The following is a 17,333-nucleotide window of genomic DNA, read 5'->3' on the forward strand; positions in this document are numbered from 1 at the left end:
ACGCTATTTGATCCGGATGATCGGGATGAGCGCGACATAGCCCGGCGGGGGCACCGTGAACGCGCCGGCGGCAACGGTGTGATGATGGTTGCCGTCGTTCAGCCCGTCATTCTTGGCCAGCTCATAGCGCCAGGACGTGGTCGGTTGCTGCGCCTGGATGATGTTGTTCAGCACATCGTCGGACGATGACGCCGCGGTGGGCGAAGTGGCGAAGCTGCCATTCTGCCAGCCGCCGATGCCATATCCCCCGCTGTCGCCAACGGCGATATTGGCGCCCGAGCCGAGGATGAAGCGGTTGACGAGGTTCGGCAGCGCGGCGCCGTTGAACGGACTCTCCGGATCGTTGACGGTGCTCCCGTCGCACATCCGGAAGCCGGGCGGATAGACCAGCATCTTGGGCCCGGTCGGATCGTTCGGATTGGTCTGGAAGGCGGTCGGCGACGGATACCAGGAGATCACCGTGCCGACGGGCACCGCGTAGAGGATTTCCACGGGCGGCTGCGACGGAGTCGGTGTGGGGGCGGGTGTCGCCATGGCCCGGAGGCTATGGAGCGCACAGCGCGGCGGCAAGGCGAATTGCGTCCGAAAAGGCCCTATGATCGCGGCGCCCGCCGCCTTGCCATGGACAAGTTCCGGCACCGTCCATAAAGAACGCGCATCTCCCGCATCGAAAGTTGCCCGGTCCCGATGTTCCGACCCTTGTACGACTGGGTGCTGCGCATGGCGCATCACCGTCACGCGCTGCGCGCGCTGTTCACGGTCTCGTTCGTCGAGGCGAGCTTCTTTCCGATCCCGCCCGATGCGATGATGATGCCGATGGTGCTCGCCCGCCGCGATCGCGCGTTCCTGATCGCGGGCATCTGCACGCTCGGGTCGGTGCTGGGCGGCATGTTCGGCTATGCGATCGGCTATTTCCTGACCGACTTCGCGAACCAGGTGCTCGAATTCTTCAAGCACAACGCGTTCCAGGAATTCACCGAACAATACAACAAATATGGCTGGGCGATCATCCTGGTGAAGGGCGTGACGCCGATCCCCTTCAAGCTGGTGACCATCGCCAGCGGCCTGTCCCACTATCCGTTCGCGCTCTTCGTCCTGCTCGCCACGATCACGCGCAGCGCCCGCTTCTTCCTGGTCGCGACGCTGCTCAAGATCTATGGCGCGCCGGTGCAGGAGTTCGTCGAGAAACGCCTGGACCTGTTCGCCTGGGGTTTCCTCGGCCTCATCGTGCTGGGTTTCGTCGCCGTCGCGCTGTTCTGAACGGGGTGGTTTCTTTTCCTGAGCGCGCCAGCTTGCACGCCCGCTCGCAACTCGCTAGATACAGCCCCCAATCCGACAGCGTGGGTGGGTAGCGCCGGTTCCTTCGAGAAGGACCGGGCAGCGGACCCGTGCCCCGCAGCCGGCGAACTTTGAAGCGAGGGTGCCCAAGTGGCGAAGACCAGTCCGATCGAATTCGTGAAGCAGGTGCAGACCGAAGCCCGCAAGATCGTGTGGCCGACGCGCCGCGAGACCGTCATGACCGGCATCATGGTGATGATCATGACGACGCTGCTCGGCGTGTTCTTCCTCGGCATCGACTCGATCTTCGATTTCATCGTCAATTCGCTGCTGCGCCTCGCGCAGTAAGCCGCACCGCAGATAACGAGAGAAAGAACGAACGCATGGCGCGCTGGTACATCATCCACGCCTATTCGGGCTTCGAGGGCAAGGTTCGCGACCAGATCCTGGCCGACGCCACCCGCATGGGCCTCGATCGCCTGGTCGAGGCCGTCGAGGTTCCGACCGAGACGGTGACCGAGGTTCGCCGCGGCAAGAAGGTCCAGTCCGAGCGGAAGTTCTTCCCGGGCTATGTCCTCGCCAAGCTCGAGATGAACGACGACGTCTATCACCTGGTGAAGAACACGCCGAAGGTGACGGGCTTCCTGGGCTCGTCGGGCAAGCCGCAGCCGATCAGCGAGGCGGAAGCCGCGCGCATCCTGAACACCAAGGACGAAGCCGCCACCGCCGCGCCCAAGGCGAAGGTCAAGGTGGACTATGACATCGGCGACACGGTGAAGGTGACCAGCGGCAACTTCGCGACCTTCTCGGGCGTGGTCGAGGAACTCGATTACGACAAGAGCCGCGTGAAGGTCTCGATCTCGATCTTCGGCCGCGCGACGCCGCTGGAACTGGGCTTCGAGGATGTCGAGCGAGTGAAGTAAGCGCGCGCTTCGACTATCGGGATTTCAAGAAGGCCGGGGCGAAAGCTCCGGCCTTTTTTGTCGTCTGGTCGGCATCGGCCAGGACTGAAGAAAATGGCCAGCGATCGCTGCCGCCCTCGACCTCGCGCACCACATCATAATATTGAAATAGTTTTCGTAGATGAAATCTATTGCATCCGAAGGGCAATCCCCCTTTCGGGTGCCCAACGGTATTTCGCGAGACGCAACCACGCCGATCGGCACGGAGAATCATCCATACGCGCCGTGACTTGGACTGGCTCGCATCGACAAGGGACGAGGCCGCGCAGGGACTTGCATCATCCGTCAATCTCGAAGGAGACTGCGCATGTGGCATGAACTGACCGTAAATGAACTCGATCTGGTGGCCGGCGGACGCATCGCCGATGGTAAAGGCCATGTATGGCTTCCCGACGGCACCGTCGTCGTTGGCGACCTCGACTCCTTTGGCAGCGGTGGCGGCGGCCAGAACGGCGGCGCCGTCGACCCCGACACCGGCTGGGACCCCGATGGCGACGACAACGGCAATGGCGTCCCGAACCAGTACGAACCGATCGTCGTGACCGCCAACAAGATCAAGGTCGGCGACGACTACTTCGCCTATCACGCCGAAGGCGTCTACGTGATGTTCAAGGAATCCGACTGGCCCTGGAATTGGGGCGGTGATGGCTATGTGGGCACCTTCGTTCCCACAAACGCGACTGGGAGCCAGTTCACCGTTAGCAGCGACAGCCGCGTCGAGATAGACGGCAAGGCCGAAGGCGGCAAAGGGCCAGCATCGGGCAGCGCAGAGGTCAAAGTAATCGAAAACGACGGCACCATCAGCTACTGGAAGCGGGTTGACTAATAAGCGGTCCGTTCGCCTTGGCCTGGCCTTGGCAACGGTGGCGGCAACCCTCGCGGTTGCCGCCACCGCATTCCATTTCCTCGGGCGTCCGCGCATCTCTTGCGCATCCGGGATCGCCAGCCTGCGCCTCTCGGGCGCTGCAAGCTGCGAAACCGTCTCCAGCGGCTGGTGGCTCCGCTATGCCGGCTCCGAGGGCCTGTGGCTGCGCTATGCCGACGCCGACGGTCGCTCCAAATTCTTCGTCTTCCGCCCCGCCCTCCCCGCCCTGAGCGGCAAGGTGATCGTGCGCATCCCGGGCGGCCCTGGCGATCCGGTCCAGACGCCCTGGAACAAGGCGAAGGCCCGCTATCCACGTTGGCTGGTCTCGCTCGCCAGCCGCTGCCGCGCGCCGATCGTCAACCTTGCCTATACCGGAACCGCACCACGGCAGAATTATCCGAAAGAAGGCTTCTCGGCCGGCATCGCGGACGTGGCCACCCAGCGCGCCGAAATCGAGCGTGTCTATGGCGCGGAGAACGTCATCGTCGTGGCGGAAAGCATGGGGGGCCTGATGTATGCGGCATCCCGGCCTGATCCCGGAGCGAAGGCCATCCTGATCAACCCGCTCCTGATGAGTCCCGTTGGCTGGGACAAAGCGATGGCACTTTATGACGCGAAATATGATGCAAAGATCGTCTTCGGCAAACGCCTGCTGATATTGGATGATCGGACCGGCCGGTATGAGTGGAAGACAATCCGAAACGATGACCTTTGGGCATCCTATTTCGATCTTTCCCTCCCGATCGCGCGCAAATCCGCCTTCGATTATCTCGATGGTAAATATCCAAATATCCATGTGGTTTACAGTTCGACCGATGGGATACTGGGCGGAGACTATGTCGCGGATTTCCACGCGCGCGGCATTCGTGCCTTTCCGATCAGAGGCCTCGATCACGACCTTCTCTTCGACGGCAAAGCCACCAATCGCGCCTTTGCGATCCTGAACGAAATCACCGCGCGCTGGTGTCCTGCCGATTAGGGCGATGCACGACGATCTTGCCCGCTTTGTGGATAAGGCACGGATTGCCCTGAGATATTGCCCAGATCCTCGAGATCGTAGCGCTAGTGCAATGAAATTGCCCCATCCGCCCGCCATGACGCGCCCGGTCGCCTCACAAGAACAATGTTCGTTTCATCTTCGAATAGTGAGGATTGCATCGTGAGAATGTTGAACGCGTATGAAATCGATCTGGTGGCCGGTGGCTGGGGCACCACCGGGGCAACGCTCGACGGGATGATCCTGGCCAATGGCGACGAAATCACTGTCACCGGACGTCGCCTTGGTGGCTTTCCCGACTTCGGCTTCAGCTTGAGATATACGGAACCCGCAACCGATGTGAACTACTTCGCCGGCGGTGGTGGTGGGCAGCCCCCGGCACCGCCGGCCGGCCCCGCTCTCGAGATCGCCAAGTTCGTCGCCGAACTGATCACCAAGCTCCCCGTGGATATCTACTCGCAGGCCGAGATCGCCGCTCGCAATCTGACCTATTACTACAGAGGCGGGATCAATGGTGAGAGCGTGCGCCCCGATAGCCTGAATACCGTCACGACCTTGAATGGCGTGACCATCTATCAGCACACCAAGAGCGGGAATCTCTATGCCGATCGCGACGGCGAGGGATCGGTCGACACCGCCATCTGGTACAAGCCGTCGACCGGCATGGTGGGCCTGGACAAGGATGCGGACGGCAATCCGGACCAGATCCTGGGTGACGTCACTCCATAAGCTCCGTTTCCGACAACCCATCCGAAAACCGGGGCCGGCGGCGCGTTCGCCGGCCCCCCTCTCAAGGACCGGCCATGCGTTTCTGGTTCATTTTCGCGGCCTTGATCGTGTTGATGAGGGCAGGCCCAGCCTCGGCACAAGGCGCAGAGTCCGCCGCCACGGCCTTTGTCGGCGTTCAGCAGCTCAGCCTGTCGCCCGGGGGCAAATATGTTTTCGCAGTCGATGAATTCCACACCATTACCGTCGCCGAAACCGCATGTCTGGCGACCTCGGGCGGCGCATGCCGGGTGTCCCGGCTCTGGACCGAGAATTATTTCGAGGTGAACGAACCATATTTCAGTCACGACGACCGGTATCTCTACATGGGCGCGATGGGGATAACGCCCGAGAAAACGCCGAATGGAACGCTCACCATCAGCGAGATCGAAGTCGCCGCCCTGTTGCGCGGTGAGCGCACGCCACGCCGGACCTTCACGCTTCAACTGCCGTCGAGCCTCAAGCACAGCATGGATATCGAGACCGATGTCAGCGGCTGGTCGACGACAGCCGCCAATGCCTATTTCACCCGGATCACGCCGATCGTAGCGGCGGCGGTGCGCGGCGACAGCAAGCGGCCCGACAATGTGAGCAATGTGTTCGGACGCCTTTCGGGCGATCGCGCGATCGCCCTGCGCCGCGACGACCAGGACTATTTCGTCCATTGCAGCCGCAATGGCGGGCCCGAGCGACTGTTGTGGAAGAACGGCTCCGCATTTGAATCACGGCGCACCAATCTTCCCATCCGCTTCGACGGCAAGGATGCGATGGTACTGACGCGTGGCAGCGTGCTGCGCCTCACCGGCTGCTCGGTGCGCGACGAGACCAAGGGGTTGCCGCGTGCGCTGCTGATCCAGGGCGACGATCCTTCGGGCTATTACGGCTTCGCGACTGCCTTTGGAGCACGCCCCCGTCATGTCACCCCCCGGCTCGCCAGGCTCGTCGAGCGCGCGGTCGAAGCCGTGGCGGGCGAGCATGTCATGGGCATCGCGGTGAGCAACCGGCACGGATCGGCGATCGTCAGTCACGGCCCCTTCTTCCGCCAGGAACAGCGCCAGAGACCGAACGGAACTAATTTGGAGATCACCGTGGCCGGCTATCGGCACGATCTCTATTTCGGCGGGCGCAAGATATCGCTGATACCGCCGGGCAAGCCGATCGCCACCCACAAGGTGATCGCGGTGGATGGCGGCAAGCTGTTCGTCGAGCGCTATTCGCGCCCCGAGAACCGCAAGAACGTCGTCTTCCTCTATGGCGGGCCGGGCCTGTACGCCAATTTCGAGCAATATGCCTTTTCGGACATGCTGGCGATCCTCGACGCCGGGGCGAATCTCGACATCTTCCATTATGGCGGATCGAGCTACACCTTCGCACTGAAGGACCATCTCTATCGGGGCGGCACGGCCTCGCTCGCGCGCGACAGCCAGAGGCTCGAGGACTATGTCTTCGCGCACTACAAGCCGCGGGACTTCGTTTCGCTGCATCTGCGCAGCTTCGGCGGCACCTTTTATCGCTTCATGAGCCCCAAATTGCTGCACCGGTTCAACAATGTCGTGCTCGACGCGCCTGCGGGTTCCTATTCCGACTATCCAGGGTCGCTGACACCGCTTGCCTACAAGTTCAACCAAATGAACCTGGGCCAGGATACCGCCGCCGAAGCGCGGAAATATTATGCCGGTCTGACCGGCTGCCAGCTGGTGCGCAAGGTTACGCTCATCGTGGGAAAGAAGGACGACCTCGTCGATCCCGACTATGCCTATCGCTTCTGCAAGGAGACCGACAAGCTGGAGATAATCCGCCATGATGGCGACCATATGGAAGCAACACCGAACGCTTCGCCGGCCGACATGCAAGTCTATCGCCTCAACGCGGCGAAGCTGACCGCAGATTCCTGAAATCGTCGCGCTAGTGCAATGAAATTGCCCCATCCGCCCGCCATGACGCGCCCGGTCGCCTCACAAGAACAATGTTCGTTTCATCTTCGAATAGTGAGGATTGCATCGTGAGAATGTTGAACGCGTATGAAATCGATCTGGTGGCCGGTGGCTGGGGCACCACCGGGGCAACGCTCGACGGGATGATCCTGGCCGGCGACTCCGATATCGAAGTCAGAGGATTCCGCTATGGAGTGCCCGGCTTCGGATTCAGCCATGGATATGGCGGGCCGGAGACCGGGAACTCCTATCCGGGCGATCCGGCGGATCTTGGGGCAGGCGGCGGCGGCCGGGACTTTCCGCTGAGCGTGAACATCAACATCGACCTGGACAAGGTGCTGCCACTCGAGGTTATTCGTAACGGCATCGAGAATGTCCTGACCAACAAGAATCAGGAAACCACCAACAACCTCGCCAACTCCAAGCCTGGCGTGCCGATCGACGCGAACAACTATTGGCTCCAGAGCTCCGACGGCAAGCTTTATGGCGACCTGAACAAGGACGGCAAATATGACGCCATGTACGTCGACAGGGGCTATGGCCGCTGGACGGTGAGCTTCGATGGCGGCGCGACTTCGACCAACATGAACGGACCGCCGAACTGGGTTGCCCATTCCTACGGCGGCTGATCCGACCCCAATATAGAGGCGAGTTCATGCATAGAAAAATCATCTGCCTGCTGGCCGCTATATCGGGCTGGCCGCAACCTGCCGCCGGGCAGGTTGCGGCTGGCGAACAGGATTGGCGCAGCAAGCTGCAACTACACTATGCCGAGGGCAAGGGTTTCGGCCCTTGCGGCTTCAACAGGGTAACGATGGACCCCGGCTTCGGGAGGGCCACGCTCTGGTATCAGGAAAAGAAGCTCTCGGGCGCCTATGACCCCAGGCACCCCGGTTCCTTCGTCACGTTCGACCTGACCCGATATGGCGAGGAGCGCGCGAAGTCGGGCTATTCGGCCGATTGGCTGCTCGAGCCGATCCGCTATACCGAGGCGGGGAATCTGGTGGCACGGATCGGGCCGCTGATCCTCGAGATCGCATCCGACAAACCCGGCCAGGTGTCGGCCGAATATCTGCCGATGTCCTGGGCTTCGGTTCGGCTGACGGCCGTCAAGTTCGGCGGCACGGCGCCGTTCGTCGACAAGGGGACGCTCGCGCGGCTGGCATCGATCGAAGCCGGCGCGCCATTGCGGGTGTCCGCCACGGCGGCGGACGGCATCGACTTCGCCTTCACTGCGCCCGCCCCGTCGATGATCCATCATCCCGAGGGCGCGCCGTCCGGCGGCCTGGTGATGTCGATGGAATCGCCGGTCTCCGATCCCGCGCGGCCGGGAAGCCTGATCGTGCGGGGCGACCAACTGGCCGCGCAATTTCCCGGCGCCCCGTTCCTGGGGCATGCCCGCCCGCTCTTCGATCTCAAGACCGGGCGGATCGTCGGGCGCTATGGCATCGGCACGCTCGAGCGGTGGAACCCGGAGCTCTCGCGCCTCGAGACCGTGCCGCTCTCCGCCACTCCGGACATGTACATCCTCGAAGCGATCGCCAACGGCGACAAGATCGCCGTGCTCGCCGAGACGCAGGGCAAGATCGACCTGCTGCGGCTGGACGCCGGCGGGGAGCGCAAGTTCGCCATCTGCGACAATGCCGAGTATCTGCGCCACCTGGGCTTCACGCCATGGCCGCGGATGGAGGCCCCGATGGAACGCCGGCAGGTTCTGCTGGGGGATGCGCGGGCCGGCGACCGGACCTTCGGCTATCTCTATACGCCCGCCAAGGCCAATGGGCGGCTGTTCGTCTATTTCCATGGCGGGCCGCAGGGCGCGCTGGAGGATAAGTTGCCCATGCCGGTCTGGCGGCTGGTCCCCCTGGGCTATAGCGTGCTCGCGGTCGAATATCCCGGCAGCATCGGCGCGGGCCTCACCCATTCCGATCTGCTCGCCGAACAGGGGATCGGCGCCATCGCGCAATCGGCTTCGCGCATTGCGGCATGGACGCGAAAGCAGGGATATCGCGACGCGTTCGTGATCGGCTACAGCTTCGGCGCGGTGCCCGCCGCGATCTCGATCGCCGATCACCCGGACGTTTTCCGCAAGGCGTTCTTCCTCGCCCCGCTCATCACCTGGCGCAAAGCCACCATCGCCACGGTCGACCTGGGCATGATGGAGAAGGTCAGCGTGGAGAGCCAGACTCGCGCGGATCTCGCCATCTTCGGCGGGCAGGACAATATCGACCGGTTCAACCGGAGCCTCGCGCGGACATGGGGCCGGATCGTGCCGGGCAACGCCCGTTTCTATTTCGGATCGCTCGACACCATTTCGATGCCCGGCGACCTGCCCGCCCGGCTCCGCGCCGGGGCGGGCATCCTGTTGCAGGACAGGATGCAGCACGGGCTCATCGGCAACTTCGACGAGAAGGGCGACGAGGTCTGGGCCGACATCGCGGGCACCGCCCGGGTCGCGCGCGCCGCCCATCTGGACGATGCCGACCAATAGCATCTGATGTCCACGGCGCCATGGATCCTCGGTTTACTCCTCGCAGCATCGCCGAGCATCGAAGTTCATCGCAATTTCGATATCGCGAAAGCTCATATCGAAACGAATGACGCATTCTCCAGCAACGACTTATGCTTCGAGAATTCCCTGTTCATGGGCGATGGCGGCCGCCGGCTGATTGCGTTCTACAGGTCGCCGGGCAATTTTACCGATATTCAGGTGGTCAATCGCAACGGCGGGCGCCTCTCCTATTTTGCGGACATGCGCGCGCCCCTGCCCGGCGGGCGAACCTTCGTGTCCATCAATTCGCTACTGCCGGTCGCGATCACACCGGATGGCTTCGTCTCCAGAAGCGCCAGCGCGATCTTCGTGGCGTTTCGAGAAGCTGGTGACAAAATAACGGCGGATTCGGTTGAGGTCACGGATTTGCCGAGGGCACAGTTCCTGCGCGTCTTCGCTACCGATACCGACCGGTCGTCATTGGAATATGGCCAGGATCTCGCCAGGAATATCATCGAGAACTATCGCACCCCCGATCCCCATACGGACGCATCCGCAGGATTGGTGTCGAATATCGGCGCATCGTTCCACTGGTACAAATATCCCAGCCTCGACGCGCCGGCCGATGCGGCGGAAAGCTATTTCAGGAACTATGATTTCGTGTTCCGGCAAATCTACGATCCCAAAGTCGCGATGCGCAACGGCAAGGCCGCGCTGATCGGACTTGGCGAGCTCGCTGAGAACGACGATCCTGCCGCATCCGGGATTCCGGGATCCAGCGCGATCATCGATTCCCGCACCGGAATGCTGGCCGGGTCCTTCAGCGAGAAGAGGATGCGGGTACGGGCGGGCGGAAAGCTCGTCCGTTTCTCGGCGCCGAGATTCGGCAGGATCCTCGACGTGGCAGCTTCAGGACGGAGCGTCGCATGGCTGCATCAGGAAGCCGACCGCAGAATCCTGACCTGGCGGAGCGGCGCCAGGGAGGTCCGGATACGCGCGCAATGCCCCGTCAAGCCACGCGAAGACCAAGGCGATCTGGATTTCTGGACGGGCCAGGAGGCAACAGCCTGGTCTCCTCCCATCGTTCGGGAATACGCGTTGTTGGACCTTCGCCGAGATTCCGGGTACTTGCCGGCGCAATTTGCCGAGAATAGCAGCCAGTCCCTCATCGTCTTCTTTGGCGGAGGACCCGCGAGCCCCCTCAAGGCGTCCGGCCAGATCGATCGGTTTCCCGAGCTTGGCAACCAGTCGATATTGTCCGTGTCCTATAGCGGGCAGCTCGGCGGCGGACTTGGGTTGCAGCACCGGCTGCTGGGCGGAGGAAACATGCTCTCCGAGGATGCAGGGCAGGTGCTCCACTTCATAAGAGCGCGGCGTTTCGAGAAGATCACCATCGTGGGAGCAAGCTTCGGCGCGCTGCCCGCCATGGCCCTGAAGGCTCTCCTGGGGAAAGATGGCAAGCTTGTTCTAATCAGCCCGATCGTTTCGGTCGGCGCCGATCAGAAGGATCATGCCGACTTCGGAAGCACCAGCAAGACCGGGCAATGGAGATTCATGCTGGAAACCTTTGGATCCCCCGGCAAGGTGGCGAATTTCCAGTCCTGGATCGAAGATCTGTACATGAATACGCCATGGTCGGATCGCGATATGCTACATATCTCGACCTATGATCAGCCCTTCCCGGATCCGATAATGCAACGGATTTCGCGGAGCGGCGCGCGCGTGCATTACGTGTCGCTTCCCCATGGCTGGCTGTTTTCCGGAAAGGGCGTGTGGAAGTCCGTTTTCTCCGACTGACGGGAAGCATTTCGCGTCGATCCGTCACGACAATCTCACATTGGGCGGCGCGGTCCGGATCGATGGCGAAACGGCACCGCTCCCGATCCCGATATCCTTCCTCAAGTTCGGCGCCTTCTTGTATGGCCCGGGCGGCACATGGCGCGTATCGGGCGTGGTCGAGGAACTCGATTACGACAAAAGCCGCGTGAAGGTCTCGATCTCGATCTTCGGCCGCGCGACGCCGCTGGAACTGGGCTTCGAGGATGTCGAGCGAGTGAAGTAAGCGCACGCTTCGACTATCGGGATTTCAAGAAGGCCGGGGCGAAAGCTCCGGCCTTTTTGTCGTCTGGTCGGCATCGGCCAGGACTGAAGAAAATGGCCAGCGATCGCTGCCGCCCTCGACCTCGCGCACCACATCATAATATTGAAATAGTTTTCGTAGATGAAATATATTGCATCCGAAGGGCAATCCCCCTTTCGGGTGCCCAACGGTACTTCGCGAGACGCAACCACGCCGATCGGCACGGAGAATCATCCATACGCGCCGTGACTTGGACTGGCTCGCATCGACAAGGGACGAGGCCGCGCAGGGACTTGCATCATCCGTCAATCTCGAAGGAGACTGCGCATGTGGCATGAACTGACCGTAAATGAACTCGATCTGGTGGCCGGCGGACGCATCGCCGATGGTAAAGGCCATGTATGGCTTCCCGACGGCACCGTCGTCGTTGGCGACCTCGACTCCTTTGGCAGCGGTGGCGGCGGCCAGAACGGCGGCGCCGTCGATCCCGACACCGGCTGGGACCCCGATGGCGACGACAACGGCAATGGCGTCCCGAACCAGTACGAACCGATCGTCGTGACCGCCAACAAGATCAAGGTCGGCGACGATCACTATGCCTATGAAGCAAAGGGCATCTACGTGATGTTCAAGGAGTCCGACTGGCCCTGGAACAAGGGCGACGACGGCTATGCGGGCACCTTTGTACCCAGCAATGAGTCAGAAGCCCAGTTTGTCCTCAAAAGCGAAAGCGCCGTAGAGATTGGCGGGAAGGCCGAAGGTGGCAAGGGGCCGGCTTCGGGCAGCGGTCAGATCCAGATAACGCACAACGGCGGCGTCACGAGCTACTGGAAGCGCGTTGACTAACAATCGTTCAGTTCGCCTTGGCCTCGCCTTGGCAACGGTTGCGGCAACCCTCGCGGTTGCCGCAACCGCATTCTATTTTCTCGGTTGGGGACGCATCTCCTGCGCATCCGGCGCTGCCGGTCTGCGCCTCGCAGGCCTCGCAAGTTGCGATACCGTCTCCAGCGGCTGGTGGCTCCGCTATCCCAGCTCCGAGGGCCTGTGGCTGCAATATGCCGACGCCGACGGTCGCCCGAAATTCTTCGTCTTTCGCCCCGCCATGTCCACCTTGAGCGGCAAGGTGATCGTGCGCATCCCGGGCGGCCCAGGCGATCCCGTCCAAACGCCGTGGGACGAATTCGAGGCGCGCTATCCACGCTGGCTCGTCTCGCTCGCCAGCCGTTGCCGCGCGCCGATCATCAACCTTGCCTATACAGGAACCGCGCCGCGACAGAGCCATCCGAAAGAAGGCTTCTCGGCCGGTATCACGGACGTGGCTGCCCGGCGCGCCGAGATCGAGCACGCCTATGGCGCGGAAAACGTCATCGTCGTGACGGAAAGTCTCGGAGGGCTGATGTATGCGGCCTCCCGGCCCGACCCCAAGGCGAAGGCACTCCTGATCAACCCGCTCCTGCTGAGCCCCGTTGCATGGGACAATGCGATGGCACGGGACAGAGCGGAACACGATGCGCACATCGTCCGTAACAAGCGTTTGTATTTGTTTGACGATCAGACCGGCCGCTATGAATGGAAGGCGATCAGCGGCGATGACCTATGGGCCACCTACTTCGATCTTTCCCTGCCGATTTCGCGCAAATCCGCCCTCGACCATCTTGATGGCCACTACCTGAACATCAATGTGATCTACAGCTCGACCGATCGCGTCCTGGGCGGAGATTATGTCGCCGATTTCCGGGCGCGCGGTATCCATGTCTTTCCGATCGAGGATCTCGACCACAACCTGCAATTCGGTAGCAAGGCCACCGACCGCGCCTACGCGATCCTGGACGAAATCACGGCGCGCTGGTGCCCAGTGGTCAGAACCAGATAACTCAGAACGGGGCATCACGAGCTATTGGAAGCGCATTGACTAACAACCGGTCAGTTCGCCTTGGCCTGGCCTTGGCAACGGTGGCGGCAACCCTCGCGGTTGCCGCCACCGCATTCCATTTTCTCGGTTGGGGACGCATCTCCTGCCCATCCGGAGTCGCCGGGATGCGCCTGACAGGCCTTGCAAGTTGCGAAACCGTCTCCAGCGGCTGGTGGCTCCGCAATGCCGACTCCGAGGGCCTATGGCTGCGCTATGCCGACGCCGACGGCCGCTCCAAATTCTTTGCCTTCCGCCCCGCCGTGTCGATCATGAGCGGCAAAGTGATCGTGCGCATCCCGGGCGGCCCGGGCGACCCCGTCCAGACACCTTGGAACAATATGAAGGCCCCATATCCTCGCTGGCTGGTCTCGCTCGCGAGCCGCTGCCGCGCGCCGATCGTCAACCTTGCCTATACCGGAACCGCGCCGCGACAAAATCATCCGAAAGAAGGCTTCTCGGCCGGTGTCGTGGATGTGGCCGCCCAGCGCGCCGAGATCGAGCGTGCCTATGGCGCGGAAAACGTCATCGTCGTGGCGGAAAGTCTCGGAGGGCTTATGTATTCGGCGTCCCGGCCCGATCCCAAGGCGAAGGCCATCCTGATCAATCCGCTCCTGATGAGCCCCCTTGGATGGGACAGGAGGCTTGCATGGTCGCAAACGAAACATAATGCGCGCATTGTTCTGGGCGAGCGCCTGCTGCTGTTGGACGATCGGACGGGCCGGTATGAATGGAAGACGGTCAGAAGCGATGATCTACGGACATCGTATTTCGATCTTTCCCTGCCGATCTCGCACAAATCCGCCTTCGATCATCTCGACGGTAACTACCCGAATATCCATGTGGTTTACAGCTCGACCGACCGAATCCTGGGCGGAGACTATGTCGCGGATTTCCGCGCGCGCGGCATCCATGTCTTCCCGATTGAAGATCTCGATCATGGCCTGCTCTTCGACGGCAAAGCCACCAATCGCGCCTTTGCGATCCTGGACGAGATCATTGAGCGCTGGTGCCCTGCGGATCAAGGCTAGGGGCTGGCCGCACGGGCGCGACCGGCCCCGTTCCCTCAGATCGCGATCTCGGTCCACTCGATCGTCGAGCCGCCACCACTCTGGGACTGGTTGCTGCTCGTGTTGTAGGCGCCCATCTTCGGATAGAAATAGCGGCCGCTCTTGAGGCTGCCGTCATAGACGGTGCCGGCCTTGTCTCCATCCGGGTTCGATTTCTGGCAGACGACGCCGTTGATCCGATATTGCGGGCTCTGGCCGGTGCTCACCGAGACGCTCACGTCATAGGTGCTGCCCACCACCACCGTCGGCGCGCCGCTGCACACCTGGCTGCCCTGCACGACGTAGAATTCGTAATTGCCCCCGGATTTGGGCCGCACGGCAAGCTGGGTGATCGGCTCGGAAGGCCCCGAGGTCGCGCCTGCGGCGACGACGTTGAGCACCTGCATCACGCTCACATATTTCCCGCCGCTCACCAGCTTGAACCGCCCGCTCGCCGAAGCACCGGTGGTGCTGGACGTGCCGCGCAACTCGGCGCGGCCGGGCGTGCTGTCGGTGCGCTGCTGGATGACGAAGCGCTTGCCGCCGCTGATGTTGGTGATGCTCCCGCCGGAATCGGTGTCGGTCGTATAGGCCCAGGCAACGCCGGTAGTGGCGAGGATCAGGCCGGCCGCCGCGAGCGCGGCGGCGCGATTGCGCATGAACATGGCATCTTTCTCCATCGCCTCCTTGGTTGCTCGGCAGGTCTCGTGGGAGCCGAAGCCCGTGCCGCCGATAGGAACAGCGTGTCGCGTGTCAGGCCAATTGGCAAGGCCGATATGCGCCGAAATGAAGGGGCCGGCACCCATGGCACCGGCCCGCCCGATCGCCCGGGCGATTATTTCGTCCCGCCCATCACCTTCTTCTGGACATATTCGACAAAGTCCTTGGCATAGGCGTCGCGCAGCTCGACCTTGGCGGCTTCCAGCTTCTCCGGCGTCTTGGGCGGAAAGTCCTCCAGGGGGTTCTTCACCTGGCCGGTCGCCGTCTTTGTGGCGATCTGCTTGTCGCCGAACTCCCGGTAGATCCAGCCGGTGAACAGATTGGAGCCGTACATCATCGCCTTGTGATAGAAGATGTGCGTGGTGATCAGCTCGGCATAGCAGCCATGCGTCGAATCGGTGAGCCGCTTGCCGGCCTTGATCCGGGCATTCAGCGCCTTGACCTGGGCCTTGAGCGCGGGATCCTTCTTCAGGTCCTCGTTGAACGGCGTCGGCTCCTCGACGATGATCCGATAGCCCTTGAGCTTCAGCGTTTGCGCGATGCCGAGCTTGTTCAGCTCCGCCATCTGGACTTCCGGTCCCAGATATTCACGCATCAGATCCTTGACTGTCTTCACCCGCCCCTCGTGCGCGGCGTCATCGGCCAGCATACCGACAAGGCCGAAGCCCGAAAGCAGGCCCGAGTTGAAGCCCAGATAATTGTGCGTCGGCCAAACGTGCAGTTCGCACGGCATCGCCGCGTCGGATGCAGCCGTTTCCGCAGCGACGGGCGCAGGCGCAACGCCCTCCTGCGCCATGGCGGGCACGGCGAACAGGGCAGCCGCGCAGGCGGCCGCCGAAAGCAGCTTGGTATTCATGCATTCCCCCTTGTTAACCCCAGCCGGTTTGAACACGGCGCGGCACGTCCGGCAAGGGAAGACCTGTACGTCCCGCACCGGCATTGCCTTTCGCGTAGGAATAGGCTAGGCGCGCGCCCTTCCAAAGCAACAGCAATGGAAATCCGCGGGAGGCCGTGTCCGCACGGCCGCTTTACCGCTCGACTTGATCAGGGGCCCGAGCTTCACGACGGCCCCGCGAAAGAGAGTGACATGGCAAAGAAGATTACCGGCTATATCAAGCTGCAGGTGCCTGCGGGCTCTGCCAACCCCTCGCCGCCGATCGGCCCTGCCCTGGGTCAGCGCGGCGTGAACATCATGGAATTCTGCAAGGCGTTCAACGCCCAGACCGGCGACGTGGAAAAGGGCACCCCGCTCCCCACCGTCATCACCGTCTATGCGGACCGTTCGTTCTCGTTCGAGACGAAGACCCCGCCGGCGACCTATCTGATCAAGAAGGCCGCGAACCTGAAGTCGGGCTCGAAGGAGCCGGGCAAGGTTTCGGCCGGAAAGATCGCACGCTCGAAGCTGAGCGAGATCGCCCAGGTCAAGATGAAGGACCTGAACGCTAACGATATCGAGGCGGCCACCCGCATCATCGAGGGCTCGGCCCGCGCGATGGGCCTCCAGGTTGTGGAGGGCTAAGGACATGGCGAAGCTGACCAAGAAGCAGAAGACCTGGACCGTCGACAGCGAGAAGCTGCACGGCATCGACGAAGCGATCGCACTCGTGAAGTCGGGCGCCACCTCGAAGTTCGACGAGACCATCGAAGTCGCGCTCAACCTGGGCGTCGATCCGCGTCACGCCGACCAGATGGTCCGCGGCGTCGTCACGCTGCCCAAGGGCACCGGCAAGACCGTGCGCGTCGGCGTGTTCGCCAAGGGCGCCAAGGCCGATGAGGCCCGCGAGGCCGGTGCGGACATCGTCGGTGCCGAGGACCTGCTCGAGATCGTCCAGGGCGGCAAGATCGAGTTCGACCGCTGCATCGCGACCCCGGACATGATGGGCCTGGTCGGCCGTCTCGGCAAGGTGCTGGGCCCCAAGGGCCTGATGCCGAACCCGAAGCTCGGCACCGTGACCATGAACGTCGCCGAGGCCGTCAAGGCTGCCAAGGGCGGTCAGGTCGAGTACCGGGTCGAGAAGGCCGGCATCATCCACTCGGGCATCGGCAAGGCGTCGTTCCCGGCGGAAGACCTGCGCGCGAACTTCGACGCGCTGGTCGACGCGGTGGTCAAGGCCAAGCCGTCGGGCGCCAAGGGCAAGTATCTGAAGAAGGTCGCGCTCAGCTCGACCATGGGCCAGGGCGTGAAGGTCGACGTCGCGGAAGTCGCGACCGCCTGATCGGGAGCACTGCCGAACAAGGAACGGGCCGGGGGAGCGATCCCCCGGCCCGTTCCTTTGCGCGCGC

18 protein-coding genes and 1 pseudogene are annotated in these 17,333 nt (G+C 62.5%); 16 read left to right on the forward strand and 3 right to left on the reverse strand.

Annotated elements, in window-relative coordinates; translation table 11 throughout:
* Window positions 1-3: 3 nt before the first annotated feature.
* A complete protein-coding gene (locus ACIQCS_RS12135; RefSeq protein WP_401530956.1) occupies window positions 4-492 on the reverse strand; it encodes a hypothetical protein in 489 nt (162 codons plus the stop codon).
* 195 nt (window positions 493-687) lie between these two features.
* Here ACIQCS_RS12135 and ACIQCS_RS12140 point away from each other — a divergent pair, with 195 nt between their 5' ends.
* The 14 genes and pseudogenes from ACIQCS_RS12140 (at window position 688) to ACIQCS_RS12205 (ending at window position 14,312) form a co-directional block, all read left to right on the forward strand.
* Window positions 688-1,260 carry a YqaA family protein gene (locus ACIQCS_RS12140; protein WP_086130264.1) on the forward strand — a complete coding sequence of 191 codons (573 nt, stop codon included), beginning with the start codon at window positions 688-690 and terminating at the stop codon, window positions 1,258-1,260.
* A gap of 168 nt (window positions 1,261-1,428) precedes the next feature.
* Window positions 1,429-1,626 (forward strand): preprotein translocase subunit SecE, encoded by a 198-nt coding sequence (gene secE / locus ACIQCS_RS12145; protein ID WP_280279789.1) that lies wholly within the window; start codon window positions 1,429-1,431, stop codon window positions 1,624-1,626.
* 35 nt (window positions 1,627-1,661) lie between these two features.
* On the forward strand, window positions 1,662-2,201 hold the full coding sequence (nusG, locus tag ACIQCS_RS12150) for a transcription termination/antitermination protein NusG (protein WP_294049327.1): 540 nt from the start codon (window positions 1,662-1,664) through the stop codon (window positions 2,199-2,201).
* Between the two features lie 346 nt (window positions 2,202-2,547).
* Window positions 2,548-3,066: a hypothetical protein gene (locus ACIQCS_RS12155; RefSeq protein WP_345847642.1), complete on the forward strand. Its 519-nt coding sequence runs from the start codon at window positions 2,548-2,550 to the stop codon at window positions 3,064-3,066.
* A gap of 37 nt (window positions 3,067-3,103) precedes the next feature.
* On the forward strand, window positions 3,104-4,084 hold the full coding sequence (locus ACIQCS_RS12160; RefSeq protein ID WP_401530960.1) for a hypothetical protein: 981 nt from the start codon (window positions 3,104-3,106) through the stop codon (window positions 4,082-4,084).
* Between the two features lie 186 nt (window positions 4,085-4,270).
* A complete protein-coding gene (locus ACIQCS_RS12165; RefSeq protein WP_345847644.1) occupies window positions 4,271-4,831 on the forward strand; it encodes a hypothetical protein in 561 nt (186 codons plus the stop codon).
* 113 nt (window positions 4,832-4,944) lie between these two features.
* Entirely contained in the window at window positions 4,945-6,762 is a 1,818-nt protein-coding gene (locus ACIQCS_RS12170; protein WP_345847646.1) for a hypothetical protein, read from the forward strand.
* A 113-nt stretch (window positions 6,763-6,875) separates the two neighbouring features.
* Complete coding sequence (locus ACIQCS_RS12175) at window positions 6,876-7,430, forward strand: hypothetical protein (protein ID WP_345847648.1); 555 nt, start codon at window positions 6,876-6,878, stop codon at window positions 7,428-7,430.
* A 26-nt stretch (window positions 7,431-7,456) separates the two neighbouring features.
* The gene (locus ACIQCS_RS12180; RefSeq protein WP_345847649.1) at window positions 7,457-9,292 is read left to right on the forward strand and encodes a hypothetical protein; all 1,836 of its coding nucleotides are present in this window, start codon (window positions 7,457-7,459) and stop codon (window positions 9,290-9,292) included.
* A gap of 6 nt (window positions 9,293-9,298) precedes the next feature.
* Window positions 9,299-11,089: a hypothetical protein gene (locus ACIQCS_RS12185; RefSeq protein WP_345847650.1), complete on the forward strand. Its 1,791-nt coding sequence runs from the start codon at window positions 9,299-9,301 to the stop codon at window positions 11,087-11,089.
* Between the two features lie 148 nt (window positions 11,090-11,237).
* Window positions 11,238-11,354: pseudogene (locus ACIQCS_RS12190) on the forward strand (transcription termination/antitermination protein NusG); the annotation flags it as partial.
* Window positions 11,355-11,699: 345 nt separating this feature from the next.
* Window positions 11,700-12,218: a hypothetical protein gene (locus ACIQCS_RS12195; protein ID WP_345847652.1), complete on the forward strand. Its 519-nt coding sequence runs from the start codon at window positions 11,700-11,702 to the stop codon at window positions 12,216-12,218.
* Entirely contained in the window at window positions 12,211-13,245 is a 1,035-nt protein-coding gene (locus ACIQCS_RS12200; RefSeq protein WP_345847653.1) for a hypothetical protein, read from the forward strand. The genes ACIQCS_RS12195 and ACIQCS_RS12200 overlap by 8 nt, the downstream gene beginning before the upstream one ends.
* A gap of 35 nt (window positions 13,246-13,280) precedes the next feature.
* Window positions 13,281-14,312, forward strand: a complete 1,032-nt coding sequence (locus tag ACIQCS_RS12205) for an alpha/beta hydrolase (RefSeq protein WP_401530964.1) — start codon at window positions 13,281-13,283, stop codon at window positions 14,310-14,312.
* A gap of 35 nt (window positions 14,313-14,347) precedes the next feature.
* On the opposite strand, the gene ACIQCS_RS12210 is transcribed toward ACIQCS_RS12205, so the two are convergent.
* Together ACIQCS_RS12210 and ACIQCS_RS12215 are read right to left on the reverse strand one after the other, a co-directional pair.
* Window positions 14,348-14,995, reverse strand: coding sequence for a hypothetical protein (locus ACIQCS_RS12210; RefSeq protein WP_280279793.1), 648 nt, complete (start codon window positions 14,993-14,995; stop codon window positions 14,348-14,350).
* 170 nt (window positions 14,996-15,165) lie between these two features.
* The gene (locus ACIQCS_RS12215; RefSeq protein WP_345847656.1) at window positions 15,166-15,906 is read right to left on the reverse strand and encodes a hypothetical protein; all 741 of its coding nucleotides are present in this window, start codon (window positions 15,904-15,906) and stop codon (window positions 15,166-15,168) included.
* 231 nt (window positions 15,907-16,137) lie between these two features.
* On the opposite strand from ACIQCS_RS12215, the gene rplK reads away from it, so the two are divergent.
* Window positions 16,138-16,569 (forward strand): 50S ribosomal protein L11, encoded by a 432-nt coding sequence (gene rplK / locus ACIQCS_RS12220; protein WP_086130254.1) that lies wholly within the window; start codon window positions 16,138-16,140, stop codon window positions 16,567-16,569.
* Window positions 16,570-16,573: 4 nt separating this feature from the next.
* Window positions 16,574-17,266: a 50S ribosomal protein L1 gene (rplA, locus tag ACIQCS_RS12225; protein WP_345847660.1), complete on the forward strand. Its 693-nt coding sequence runs from the start codon at window positions 16,574-16,576 to the stop codon at window positions 17,264-17,266.
* Window positions 17,267-17,333 lie beyond the last annotated feature (67 nt).

It is taken from the genome of Sphingomonas sp. NPDC092440 (assembly GCF_044754985.1).
In the GTDB taxonomy this organism is placed as follows: Bacteria; Pseudomonadota; Alphaproteobacteria; order Sphingomonadales; family Sphingomonadaceae; genus Sphingomonas.